At 38.4% G+C, this 12,369-nt stretch carries 11 protein-coding genes; 4 read left to right on the forward strand and 7 right to left on the reverse strand.

Going from position 1 to position 12,369, the window contains the following annotated elements:
• Positions 1 to 101 precede the first annotated feature (101 nt).
• The 3 genes from V1L66_RS18675 (at position 102) to V1L66_RS18685 (ending at position 3,237) form a co-directional block, all read left to right on the forward strand.
• Complete coding sequence (locus V1L66_RS18675) at positions 102 to 1,127, forward strand: tripartite tricarboxylate transporter substrate binding protein (RefSeq protein ID WP_026023527.1); 1,026 nt, start codon at positions 102 to 104, stop codon at positions 1,125 to 1,127.
• Between the two features lie 89 nt (positions 1,128 to 1,216).
• Positions 1,217 to 1,693 carry a tripartite tricarboxylate transporter TctB family protein gene (locus V1L66_RS18680; RefSeq protein WP_333006609.1) on the forward strand — a complete coding sequence of 159 codons (477 nt, stop codon included), beginning with the start codon at positions 1,217 to 1,219 and terminating at the stop codon, positions 1,691 to 1,693.
• A gap of 17 nt (positions 1,694 to 1,710) precedes the next feature.
• Positions 1,711 to 3,237 (forward strand): tripartite tricarboxylate transporter permease, encoded by a 1,527-nt coding sequence (locus tag V1L66_RS18685; protein ID WP_036077051.1) that lies wholly within the window; start codon positions 1,711 to 1,713, stop codon positions 3,235 to 3,237.
• A gap of 53 nt (positions 3,238 to 3,290) precedes the next feature.
• On the opposite strand, the gene V1L66_RS18690 is transcribed toward V1L66_RS18685, so the two are convergent.
• The 5 genes from V1L66_RS18690 to pdhA form a co-directional block, all read right to left on the reverse strand.
• Complete coding sequence (locus V1L66_RS18690; protein WP_016995007.1) at positions 3,291 to 4,073, reverse strand: SDR family NAD(P)-dependent oxidoreductase; 783 nt, start codon at positions 4,071 to 4,073, stop codon at positions 3,291 to 3,293.
• Positions 4,074 to 4,551: 478 nt separating this feature from the next.
• On the reverse strand, positions 4,552 to 5,967 hold the full coding sequence (gene lpdA, locus V1L66_RS18695; RefSeq protein ID WP_333006610.1) for a dihydrolipoyl dehydrogenase: 1,416 nt from the start codon (positions 5,965 to 5,967) through the stop codon (positions 4,552 to 4,554).
• A gap of 5 nt (positions 5,968 to 5,972) precedes the next feature.
• Positions 5,973 to 7,322, reverse strand: coding sequence for a dihydrolipoamide acetyltransferase family protein (locus V1L66_RS18700; RefSeq protein ID WP_016995005.1), 1,350 nt, complete (start codon positions 7,320 to 7,322; stop codon positions 5,973 to 5,975).
• Between the two features lie 47 nt (positions 7,323 to 7,369).
• Positions 7,370 to 8,347 (reverse strand): alpha-ketoacid dehydrogenase subunit beta, encoded by a 978-nt coding sequence (locus tag V1L66_RS18705; RefSeq protein WP_004224734.1) that lies wholly within the window; start codon positions 8,345 to 8,347, stop codon positions 7,370 to 7,372.
• A 3-nt stretch (positions 8,348 to 8,350) separates the two neighbouring features.
• Positions 8,351 to 9,466, reverse strand: a complete 1,116-nt coding sequence (pdhA, locus tag V1L66_RS18710) for a pyruvate dehydrogenase (acetyl-transferring) E1 component subunit alpha (protein WP_258859607.1) — start codon at positions 9,464 to 9,466, stop codon at positions 8,351 to 8,353.
• 393 nt (positions 9,467 to 9,859) lie between these two features.
• On the opposite strand from pdhA, the gene def reads away from it, so the two are divergent.
• Positions 9,860 to 10,417: a peptide deformylase gene (gene def / locus V1L66_RS18715; protein ID WP_016995004.1), complete on the forward strand. Its 558-nt coding sequence runs from the start codon at positions 9,860 to 9,862 to the stop codon at positions 10,415 to 10,417.
• A 41-nt stretch (positions 10,418 to 10,458) separates the two neighbouring features.
• Here def and phnX read toward each other — a convergent pair whose 3' ends face one another.
• Together phnX and V1L66_RS18725 are read right to left on the reverse strand one after the other, a co-directional pair.
• Positions 10,459 to 11,271 (reverse strand): phosphonoacetaldehyde hydrolase, encoded by an 813-nt coding sequence (gene phnX, locus V1L66_RS18720; RefSeq protein ID WP_036077045.1) that lies wholly within the window; start codon positions 11,269 to 11,271, stop codon positions 10,459 to 10,461.
• Positions 11,261 to 12,361 (reverse strand): 2-aminoethylphosphonate--pyruvate transaminase, encoded by a 1,101-nt coding sequence (locus V1L66_RS18725; RefSeq protein ID WP_333006611.1) that lies wholly within the window; start codon positions 12,359 to 12,361, stop codon positions 11,261 to 11,263. The genes phnX and V1L66_RS18725 overlap by 11 nt, the downstream gene beginning before the upstream one ends.
• Positions 12,362 to 12,369 lie beyond the last annotated feature (8 nt).

Raw genomic sequence — 12,369 nt, forward strand, 5'->3', positions numbered from 1 at the left:
TCCACATTATTAACACAATATTTAAACAATTCTGATATACGTTATAGTATTGGTAGCGCTAGATTGATAGCGCTACCATTTTATTTTTAAGGGGGATTTTTATGTGGAGGAAAATATCAAAAATAATGGTAGCTGGCTTACTATTTACTAGTTTGGTTGGCTGTTCAGCATCAAATGGAGAAACAACAGAAGGAAAGAAAACAAGTGATTATCCGAAAAGTAATATTACTATTGTTGCTCCATCTGGGGCTGGCGGTGGATGGGATTTAACAGCTCGTGCAATAGCAAAAACAATGAATGATACAGGTTTAATTGATAAGGCAATCCAAGTTGAGAACAAACCAGGCGGTGGTGGGGCTGCCTTTATGGCAACATTCGCTACAAAGGAAGTAAATAATGATTATATGTTGATGGTTAAATCGCCTCCTATTCTTATTAATCATGAAAAGGCTGAAGGAAATAGTAAATTTGGCTACAAAGACACTACACCTTTAGCGCAATTAACGCGCGACTATGGTGCAATCGTTGTTAAACAGGATTCTCCATTCCAAACGCTTGAAGATGTATTAAATGCACTGAAAACTTCGCCCAAAGATGTCACATTAGCAGGCGGCTCTGCACCAGGCTCTATGGATCATCTAGTGGGAATTATTCCAGCTTATAAATCAGGCATTGATTTAAAAACAATCAAATATGTTTCCTATGATGGGGGCGGTGAGGCCGTAACAGCTTTACTCGGAGGGAATGCAGATGTGATTGCAACAGATGCTTCTACAATTGCTACGTATGTTAAATCTGGAGATGTCCGTGTATTAGCTGTAAGTTCATCTGAACGCTTAGAGGGTGAGCTAGCTGAAGTTCCAACATTTAAAGAGGCTGGTATTGATGAAGAATTTACAATCTGGCGTGGTATTTTTGGTCCGAAAAATATGAGTGAAAATGCAGTTGCTTATTGGTCTGAAAAATTACAAGCAATGTCTGAATCAGAAGAATGGCAAGCTGAAGTAACACGTAATGGCTGGCAAGCCGAATACCGCAACGCTGAAGAATTTACAACCTACCTAGATAATCAAAATAAAATAATTGTTGAACTGTTAACAGCTCTTGGTATGCAAAAAAAGGAATAATATTTGTCAAGAAAAGGGACACAAGTATTTCAAAGAAATATAGAACTACTTGTGTAACCTTCTATTATTCTCTATGGAGGTGAAAACGATTGAACCACACATTTGATAAAGTATTTAGCATTATCTTACTCACACTAAGTATTTTATTTGTCTTTCAAGCAACACAAATTTCTGATAGTGCTTATGGATCTACTGTCGGTCCTAAAATATTTCCACTATGTTTAGGCATTATTTTAGGTTTATTAAGTCTTCAATTATTTTATGAATCGTGGAAAAATGCTGTGAGAGAACGAATCACAAGAGGACCAACACCATCTTCTAAAACCTCCTCTACAGAGCTTAAAAAGTTCTTAATCATTTTTGGAAGTGCTATTGCCTATGTATTTTTCCTTGAAAAAATAGGATATATGATTACTACATTTTTATTTTTGTGCATCAGTTTCCAAATGATGGAACGATCAAAACTGATCTATTCAATCATTATTGCAGCTGGTTTTTCACTGGGTGTCTATTATGTATTTACAGGTTTACTAGGAGGGTCTCTGCCTAGTTTTCCAACTTTTTAGTATAAAGGAGTGAACATATGTCAACATTGCAATTTTTAGTTGATGGATTTGCCATTGCCTTCCAATGGCAAAATCTTCTATTCGCTCTTGTTGGTGTTATAATTGGAACAGCAGTTGGTGTACTTCCGGGGATCGGTCCCATGAGTGGTGTTGCTTTATTAATCCCTGTTACAGCAACCATTACAGCTGGCTTACCAACGGAAGCGGCAGCTACAAGCTCAATTATTTTACTTGCAGGAGTATATTATGGAGCCATGTATGGTGGCTCAACTACTTCTATTTTGTTAAATACGCCTGGTGAATCCTCATCCGTTGTCACAACATTGGATGGCTATCAAATGGCGAAGCAAGGCCGTGCTGGAAGTGCTCTTTCTATCGCAGCCATCGGTTCATTTTGTGCTGGGGTAGTAGCGTTACTAGGTCTGATATTATTAGCGAACCCCCTTTCAAAATTAGCATTAAAATTCGGACCAGCAGAATACTTTTCGTTAATGTTACTAGGGCTGGCGGCAGTAAGTGGACTTGCAGGACGCTCTATAACAAAAGCTTTAATTATGACTGCCTTAGGACTTATGCTCGGCACAGTAGGTATCGATGCAGTATCCGGTATCGAACGTTTTACATTTGGTCAGCCGATGCTATTCTCTGGTATTGAATTTTTAACGATTGCTGTTGGTTTATTTGCGTTAGGTGAAGTGTTTAAAACGATTCTTGAAAAAGACGAAGAAGATGGTCAAATAGCAAAAATTAATCGTGTATTACCAACAAAGCAAGATTTAAAAGATAGTGCTGTTCCGATTGCCCGTGGCTCATTATTAGGTTTTTTCATTGGTGTATTGCCTGGCGCGGGCGCAACCCTTGCCTCATTCTTTTCTTATATTACCGAAAAAAAATTCAGTAAAACACCTGAGCAATTCGGAAAAGGCCATATTGCTGGTGTAGCTGGACCTGAATCAGCTAACAATGCGGCATCAGGCGGTGCAATGATTCCATTGCTAACATTAGGAATTCCTGGTTCAGGTACTACAGCTATTTTAATGGGTGCACTTATTATGTACAATATCCAGCCAGGTCCCCTATTATTCGAAGAGCATCCTCAAGTTGCTTGGGGATTGATTGCTAGTATGTTTATTGGGAATTTAATGTTATTAGCATTAAACATGCCATTGGTCCGTATTTTTGCAAAAATCATAGAAACACCTAAAAAATATTTATTGCCAATTATTATCGCCATTTCAATTTTTGGTGTTTATGCTGTACAATTCGCTACTTTTGATTTGTATCTATTACTAGCTTGTGGTGTACTTGGTTATTTATTTGCTAAAAATGATTATCCAGTAGCACCATTAGTCCTTGCACTTGTACTAGGGCCGATGATTGAAAATAATATGCGCCGTGCATTAACTATCTCTAATGGAGATTTTTCTATTTTTGTATCAAAGCCTTTATCTCTCACATTTTTAGTAGTAGCGATTTCTTGGTTACTTATACCACTGTTCATGAAAATGCGTGGAAAAAATGTTCTTATTAACGAAGAAGGTTAAAATATATAAAATCCACTATACATAATTCCCATATAGTGGATTTTTATTTTTTCCTATAATGCGTGACCAGAGCCGCCATCAATATTAATAGCTGTTCCTGTAACATAGCTTGCCGCATCAGATACTAAAAAAGTGATAACGTTTGCTGCTTCTTGCGTATCACCTACACGACCAAGCGGAATTGCTTGCCCCACTTTACGAGAATATTCTTCCCACGATAAATTGGGTTCTTCCTTTTTCCATTTCTTTTCAATTTGATCACTACGAATCAGTCCTATACATACAGAGTTTACTCGAATATTATTCTTCCCTAAATCCTTGCTCATCGCTTTTGTCAAGGCAAGACCAGCAGCACGACTTACAGTAGTAGGAAGTGAGCTTGCAGGTGGCGTTTTCGCCATCACCGCTGTCACATTAACGATTGCACCGCCCCCAGCCTTACGCATATATGGAGCTGCATATTTTGAACAATGAATAGCTCCAAATACCTTTAGATCTAAATCTGCCTGCCACAGCTCACTACTCACCGTTTCAAAGGGATTCGCTGAAGCTGTACCTGCATTATTAATAAGAATATCAACACGTCCATAATGTTCTACAGTACGCTCGATTAGATATTTACAATCTTTTTCTTTTGTAATGTCAGTTGGAACAATTAAAACATCTACGCCTGTTTCATTTTTTATGCATCCAGCAGCCACTTGTAGTTGTTTTTCACCACGAGCGCAAAGTACAACCTTTGCACCCTCTTTAACAAGCTGCATGGCTGTATAATAGCCAATCCCTTTACTCGATCCTGTTATAATTGCTACTTTCCCTGTTAAATTAAGCTCCATTATTAAATCCTCCTTACTTTCTACAATGCTATCATTATAGCATTTATCGATTATTCAGAATAATCAAAGGAACTTGTAAATGATAGAATAAATATTTGATGGCAATAGTGTTACGGAATTTTTTCCATAAGGAGCTACTTTTTACTTATCATTGTGTTTTCTAACTACATGCTAACTATTATTTCGTTCTTATTTTTCTGCACCTAATGCACGAGGCACCATCGTTTCTACTAATCGTTTTCATCCTCATATAGTATTTTTTAGCTCTATACCAAAAAACGACTGTATTCTCTCCTCTGACATTATTTCATGTACAGTACCCTATACAACATCCTTATCCTTTGCCGTCATCAAAACCCGACCAGCTATAAAAAGGTATGATTAGGACAATACGTGTAAATAATTGAACCAGAGCTAATAAAAAGGAGTGTAGTTAAGTGAATGATCCATCCGCTTTAACTACACTCCTTTATTCAAATTATTTTTTTGCTACAATGTGGATTGGGTTGCCAAGTAATACTTCAGCAGTTTCCATTGTAATTTCACCTAATGTTGGGTGAGCGTGAATTGTTAATGCAATATCCTCAGCAGTCATGCCGCCTTCAATCGCTAAGCCCATTTCAGCGATCATATCAGATGCACCAGCACCTACGATTTGAGCACCAATTAATAAGCCATCTTCTTTACGAGCAACAAGCTTCACGAAACCTTCTGATTGGTTTAATGCAAGAGCACGACCATTTGCTGCGAATGGGAATTTCGCTGCAGTGTATTCGATGCCTTCTGCTTTTGCTTGTTCTTCGTTGTAACCAACTGTCGCCATTTCTGGATCTGTGAAACATACAGCAGGTACAGCAAGATAATCAACTACTGATTTTTCACCAGCAATTGCTTCAGCAGCAACTTTACCTTCGTAAGATGCTTTATGTGCAAGTTGAGGACCTGCAACGATATCACCAATTGCATAGATGTTTGGAATATTTGTACGACATTGTTTGTCAACATTGATTAGACCACGTTCACCGAATTCAACTCCGATTTCAGCAAGGCCCATTTCATCTGTATTTGGACGACGACCTACAGTTACTAATACATAATCAGCTTCAACTTTTTTCTCTTCTCCGCCAACTTCATAAGTTACTACAACGCCGTTTTCAGTTTCTTCTACGCCTTTTGCAGATGCGTTAACTTCAATTTCAACGCCTTTCTTTTTAAGGCCTTTTTTCACGATTTGTGTCATTTGTTTTTCGAAGCCAGCTAAAATATCTTTTCCGCCTTCAATAATTGTTACTTGAGAGCCAAGGTTTGCGTAAGCAGATCCTAACTCTGTACCAATATAACCGCCACCGATAACAACTAATTTACCAGGAACTTCCTGTAAAGAAAGTGCACCAGTAGAATTTAATACGTGATCAGTGAATTTGAATGTTGGAATTTCAACTGGACGAGAACCTGTTGCAATAATGACATTGTTAAATGTGTAAGTTTGAGCAGATTCACCATTGATGATACGCACTGAATGAGCGTCAACGAAATAAGCTTCACCTTGTACAATTTCAACTTTGTTCCCTTTAAGTAAGCCTTCAACACCGCCAGTTAATTTTTTAACAACGCTGTCTTTAAATGCTTGTGCTTTTGAGAAGTCTAATTTCACATCAGAAGCGATGATTCCCATGTCATCTGAATGTTTAGCTTGCTCAAAACGGTGACCTACTGAAATTAATGCTTTTGATGGGATACAACCTACATTTAAGCACACACCACCAAGTACATTTTTTTCAACGATTGTTACTTTTTGGCCAGTTTGAGCTGCACGAATTGCTGCTACATATCCTCCAGGACCTGAACCAATGACAAGAGTATCTGTTTCGATTGGGAAATCTCCTACTACCATTTTTGTTACGCCTCCATTAATAATAATTCTGGCTCACTTAACAAACGCTTTAAGTGATTTAAAGCATTTTGCGCAGTGGCTCCATCGATCATACGATGATCAAAGCTCAATGATAATGCTAACACAGGTGCGGCTACAATTTCACCATTTTTTATTACAGGTTTTTCTGAAATTCGACCAATACCTAGAATTGCTACTTCAGGATGGTTAATTACTGGTGTGAACCATTGTCCTCCTGCAGAGCCGATATTCGTAATGGACATGGAAGCACCTTTCATTTCATGTGGTGCTAGCTTCCCTTCACGGGCTTTCGTCGCTAATTCATTGATTTCATTAGACACTGCAAATACAGATTTACGATCTGCATGCTTAATAACCGGTACTAGTAAGCCTCTTTCAGTATCTGCAGCAATACCAATGTTATAGTAATGCTTTTGGATAATTTCTTGTGTTGCATCATCTAAAGAGCGATTAAATTCTGGGAACTCGCGTAAAGTTGAAATAAGTGCTTTCACTACATATGGTAAGTATGTTAATTTAACACCTTTTTCAGCAGCGATATCTTTGAATTTTTTACGATGTGCTACAAGAGCTGTTACATCGACTTCATCCATTAGTGTAACATGAGGAGCCGTTTGTTTCGAGTGTACCATTGCTTTTGCAATCGCTTTTCGAATACCTGACATTTTCTCACGAGTCTCTGGGAAATCCCCTTCAAGAACTACTGGTGCTGCTGGTGCAGACGTTTCTTGTTGAACTGTTTCTTCTGATGCTTCGATAGTTGCAGTTTCGGCCTCTACAGTGCCGCCACCTTTTAAGAAGTTTTCAATATCTTCTTTAAGGATTCGACCGTTTTTGCCTGTACCCTTCACTTCACGGATATTTACATCGTTATCACGGGCAAATTTACGTACAGAAGGCATCGCAATCACACGTTTAGTTTCATCAACTACTGTCTCCACTTTTTCTGTAGCTTTTTCAGGAGCGTTTTCTGGTGCCTTTTCCTCTTTAGCAGGAGCTTTCTCTACGTTCTGACCAGATTCAGCAGTTGCTTGAACTTGTGCCTCTGTTTTTGCTTCAGCATGATCGTCACCTTTTAGCTTTAAGTCTTCATAGCCAGGTGCGTCAAATCGGATTAAAACATCACCAACAACGGCAACTGTTCCTTCTCCTACTAAAACTTCCTCTACTGTTCCTTCAACTGGTGAAGGGATTTCTACTACCGCTTTATCATTTTGTACTTCACAAAGAATATCGTCTTCTTTTACTGTATCTCCAGCTTTAACGAACCATTTCACAATCTCGCCTTCGTGAATACCCTCGCCAATATCCGGTAATCTGAATTCAAATGCCATGTGTACCCATCCTTTCTATTTACTGTTGTTCAAGTTTAGAAGCTTTATTAGAATGTTAAAACTTTTTTCGCTGTTTCCATTACATCTTTGTAGTTTGGTAACCAAACACCTTCAGCTTGTGGGAATGGGTACACAGTATCTGGTGCAGCCACACGAAGAACAGGAGCCTCTAAGCTTAAAATTGCACGCTCTGTAATTTCTGCTACTACGTTTGCAGCGATCCCTGCTTGTTTTTGAGCTTCTTGGACAACGATTGCACGACCTGTTTTTTCAACTGATGCAATAATAGTTTCAACATCGATTGGTTGAATTGTACGTAAGTCGATTACTTCTACAGAATGTCCTTCTTTTTCAAGTTCTTCTGCAGCCTTTAAGCTTTCATGAACCATTAAACCGTAAGCAACAATTGTTAAATCAGTACCTTCACGTTTTACATCCGCTTTTCCTAGTGGAATTTCGTATGCTTCCTCAGGCACTTCTTCACGGAATGAACGGTATAGTTTTAAATGCTCTAAGAAAATAACTGGGTTGTCATTACGAATAGAAGAAATAAGTAAACCTTTTGCATCATATGGTGTTGATGGAACAACAACTGTTAATCCTGGTTGTGCTGTCATTAAGCTTTCTAAGCTATCTGAGTGCATCTCAGGTGTATGCACACCACCACCAAATGGTGAACGGATTGTTACTGGTGCATTGTATACGCCACCACTACGGTAGCTCATACGTGCTAGCTGGCCACTGATTGAATCCATTACTTCATAAACGAATCCGAAGAATTGAATTTCAGGAACTGGACGGAATCCTTGAAGAGAAAGGCCAACTGCTAAGCCACCAATACCTGATTCTGCTAATGGTGTATCAAAAACGCGGTCTACCCCAAATTCTTTTTGTAGGCCTTCTGTCGCGCGGAATACCCCACCGTTGACACCTACATCTTCCCCGAATACAAGAACGTTTTCATCATTCTTTAATTCTGTGCGAAGTGCATCTGTAATTGCTTGAATCATCGTCATTTGTGCCATAGGTTATTTCGACTCCTTCTCTTTATAGATTTCATACTGTTCTTTTAGATTAGATGGCATTTCGCCTTTATACATATTTTCCATTAACTCTGTTACTTTTTGTTTTGGAGCAGCATCTGCTTTTTTGATTGCTTCTTTAATTTCTTCTTTTGCTCGCTCAATAACTGCTTCTTCTTTTTTCTCATCCCATATACCTTTTGCTTCTAGGTATTTACGGAAGCGAACTAGAGGATCTTTTTGAGCCCATTCATTATCTGTATCAGAAGTACGGTAACGAGTTGGGTCATCCCCAGCCATTGTATGAGGACCATAACGGTAACACATTGTTTCAATTAATGTTGGGCCTTCACCATTAACCGCGCGCTCACGAGCATCACGAGTTGCTACATAAACTGCAAGCGCATCCATTCCATCTACTAAAATACTTGGTAAACCTGCTGCTACACCTTTTTGTGCAATTGTTTTAGCAGCTGTTTGCAATTCACGAGGTGTTGAGATTGCATATTGGTTATTTTGTACGATGAAGATTGCTGGAGATTTAAATGCACCTGCAAAGTTAATGCCTTCATAGAAGTCCCCTTGAGAAGATCCACCGTCACCTGTATAAGTTACTGCAACAGCTTTTTTCCCACGTTTTTTAATACCAAGTGCCACCCCAGCAGCTTGAATATACTGTGCACCGATAATAATTTGTGGAGCTAAAACGTTTACACCTTCAGGAACCTGGTTCCCAATGAAGTGACCACGTGAGAATAAAAATGCTTTTTCAAGAGGTAAGCCATGCCATACAATTTGCGGTACATCACGATAACCTGGTAAAATCCAATCTTCTTGTTCTAATGCAAAGTGAGAAGCAAGTTGTGAAGCTTCTTGACCAGCAGTCGGTGCATAGAAGCCTAAACGGCCTTGACGATTTAATGAGATTGAACGTTGATCTAAAATACGTGTGTAAACCATACGCGTCATTAACTCAACAAGTTCCTCATCTGATAATTTCGGATCTGCCTCTTTATTTATAATTTCGCCTTCTTCATTCAAAATTTGAAACATTTCAAACTTATCTTCGATTTCAGTTAGCGTTTGTTTAGCATCAAAAATATTATTGTTTTTCTTGCTCATTTGTCACATCTCCCTTTCAGCTGTATTAAAATAAATCACCTTTTTAACTAGTACAACTTATTCTTGACACTCAGTATACTGAATAAAATACTGTCGGTCAATCATCTATTACTGCTATATACAAAGATTTTTTCTAGAATAACAATCAAACGCCGCTGTCCTATACTGTATTACTAATATTCAAATTCTGTATTACAACACCTTGCTCACACCATACAACTGTTACGTTTTCCAATAGGTTTTCCCCTAGTAGAATACCCCATTCTCGAAAATCTAATAGCATTAGAAAAATTTTTTGAGTATATTCAAATAAGGTCTTTTTTCATGGGATTGTACGAAAACGTGATGTATACTTATTAATAAGCACTACAAAGTTGAAAGGAAGATTACTATATGATTTTAATGGATGATATTATCCGCGAAGGTCATCCGACTTTACGCACAAAAGCAGAGGAAGTTAAATTCCCTTTAACTGATGAAACAAGAAAGCTTGCTGAGGATATGCTTCAATATTTAATCAACAGCCAAGACCCTGAAGTGGCAGAAAAATACAATTTACGTAGTGGAATTGGTTTGGCTGCTAATCAGGTAAATAGCTTACAGCGTATGTTTGCCCTTCATTTAAAAGATGAGGCTGGTGAACAATTAAGCTTTGTAGCCATTAATCCAAAGATCGTTAGCCACTCTGTTGAAAACACATACCTATCAGCAGGAGAAGGATGTCTTTCTGTTGATCGTAATATTCCTGGGTATGTACCTCGCCATGCACGCATCACAGTAAAATTTAAAACAATTGATGGTGAAGAGAAAAAAATGCGCCTTAAGGGCTTGCCAGCTATTGCCTTTCAGCATGAATTAGATCATCTAAACGGCGTTATGTTTTATGACCGCATCAATGAAAAGAATCCGTTTGCGGAAATACCAGATTCAATCCCATATGAGCGCGACTAAAAACAACCTCGGCAGTTAGTACTATCTGCCGAGGTTATTTTTTATTTATATTCTAATTGTCTATCCACATTTAAACGAGCATTGATCGTCTCAATTAACGCTGGCAACTCCTCCATTGTTTCAATTGTATAATGAGCGCCAGTTTCTTCAAAAATACATTTTGTTTTCGTTATGATTTGTTGCTGCTCTTCTGAAGATAGAGAACGGAATTCTTCTTCGGAAAGGCCCATTTCAGAGCTTCCAATAATTACGCCAACAGCCCAAACACCTGCATTCAAGGCTTCTTTTATATCAGATGTTGTATCGCCAACCTTCACAACTTGCTTCGTCGCTTGCGATCCTAACGCCTCCATATTTTTAAAAATCATATATGGATATGGTCGCCCTTTATCGCCTACCTGTGTAGGTGTTACAAGAAAATCAGGTTGATAGCCCTTGTCAGCCGCATGCTTTGTCACTACTTCCATCATTGCAGTTGTGTAGCCAGTTGTAGAGCCTATATGAATACCTGCTTTTCTTAATTGCTGTACTGTTGTTTTCACATGCTGGATAGGATCTGTATAAGTCGCTAAAGACTCCATTAATTTTGTTTCGAAATGACTATACAATACATGCACGTCTTCTTCCGTAAAGGGTTGTCCATGTACACGGTGCCATTCTTCTTTAATTCTTGGCATTTCTAGCATAGTGCGGATATGATCAATTTTCAGCATACCCATTGGTTTACGAGCCTCTTCTAGTGTAACTGTAACACCAGCGTCCTCAAAAATTGTTAAAAAAACTTTTACAGGAGCAAAGCAACCAAAGTCAACTGCTGTGCCTGCCCAGTCCAAAATTACCGTCTCAATTTTCATTGTTTTTCACCACCATATAATTTTCAATAACCTCACATAATGCAAGCATATCATCCTCATGAATATCACCAATATTGCCAACTCGGAATGTATCGACATCCGTAAGCTTACCTGGATAGATAACGAAACCTGCCTTTTTCATTTCTTGATAAAAATGCTCAAAAGAAAACTCTTTATGCGGGAATAAAAATGTTGTGATAATTGGTGATTGAAGCTCCTCCGAAATATACGCTTTCAATCCTAGCTCTGATAAGCGAGAGCGAAGTAGATGATTATTATACGCATAGCGCTTATAGCGAGCATGAATGCCACCTTCTTCAATTAATTCTTCAAGTGCCTTCGCAAAAGCAGCCACTACATGTGTAGGTGAAGTGAAACGCCATTTCCCGTCTTGCTTCATCACCTCCCATTGATTATACAAATCTAATGCAACACTTCGAGCTTGTCCCTTACATTTTTCTAGAGCTCTTGTATTCGCAATAACAAATCCAAACCCTGGAACACCTTGAATACATTTATTGGCACTACTAATGCAAAAATCAATATGCAAGCTTGATAAATCCATTGGTACGCCTCCAAAGCTACTCATGGCATCCACAATAAACGTTTTGTTGAACGAATGAACAACTTCCCCAATTTCTTTAATAGGATTTAAAATACCAGTAGTCGTCTCACAATGTACGAGAGCTACATGAGTAATACTCCTATCTCTTTCAAGGAAGGATTGAACTTCTAACAAGGAGGGCTGTTCATCATAAGGAGCACTATAAACAACATGCTGTAACTTTAAGGCTTTGGCCATTTCAACAATTCTTTCACCATAAGCACCATTTGTTAGTATCAGCACCTTATCATTTTCACCAATTGCTGTTGTTAGTACAGACTCTACTACAAAGCTTCCACTTCCTTGCATTAGTACCGTAGTGTAATCAGCTTCATCAACTTTTGCTAATTTTAAGAGTTGCTTACGAATCACTTGTGTCACATTTTTATAATCGTCATCCCATGTACAACGATCTTTTAACATTTCTCGTTTCACTGCTTCAGTTGTTGTCAGTGGACCTGGCGTCAATAATTTATGGTTACTCATCTGCTATA

Origin of the sequence: Lysinibacillus sp. IITD104 (assembly GCF_036698265.2) — a bacterium.
GTDB lineage: Bacteria > Bacillota > Bacilli > Bacillales_A > Planococcaceae > Lysinibacillus > Lysinibacillus boronitolerans.

What these genes read in the sequence shown, in the direction of transcription:
- phnX (WP_036077045.1), bottom strand. Translation starts at nt 11,271, where the DNA reads ATGAAAATTGAGACGGTAATTTTGGACTGGGCAGGCACAGCAGTTGAC.
- V1L66_RS18700 (WP_016995005.1), bottom strand. Translation starts at nt 7,322, where the DNA reads ATGGCATTTGAATTCAGATTACCGGATATTGGCGAGGGTATTCACGAA.
- V1L66_RS18690 (WP_016995007.1), bottom strand. Translation starts at nt 4,073, where the DNA reads ATGGAGCTTAATTTAACAGGGAAAGTAGCAATTATAACAGGATCGAGT.
- lpdA (WP_333006610.1), bottom strand. Translation starts at nt 5,967, where the DNA reads ATGGTAGTAGGAGATTTCCCAATCGAAACAGATACTCTTGTCATTGGT.
- V1L66_RS18705 (WP_004224734.1), bottom strand. Translation starts at nt 8,347, where the DNA reads ATGGCACAAATGACGATGATTCAAGCAATTACAGATGCACTTCGCACA.
- def (WP_016995004.1), top strand. Translation starts at nt 9,860, where the DNA reads ATGATTTTAATGGATGATATTATCCGCGAAGGTCATCCGACTTTACGC.
- V1L66_RS18675 (WP_026023527.1), top strand. Translation starts at nt 102, where the DNA reads ATGTGGAGGAAAATATCAAAAATAATGGTAGCTGGCTTACTATTTACT.
- pdhA (WP_258859607.1), bottom strand. Translation starts at nt 9,466, where the DNA reads ATGAGCAAGAAAAACAATAATATTTTTGATGCTAAACAAACGCTAACT.
- V1L66_RS18725 (WP_333006611.1), bottom strand. Translation starts at nt 12,361, where the DNA reads ATGAGTAACCATAAATTATTGACGCCAGGTCCACTGACAACAACTGAA.
- V1L66_RS18685 (WP_036077051.1), top strand. Translation starts at nt 1,711, where the DNA reads ATGTCAACATTGCAATTTTTAGTTGATGGATTTGCCATTGCCTTCCAA.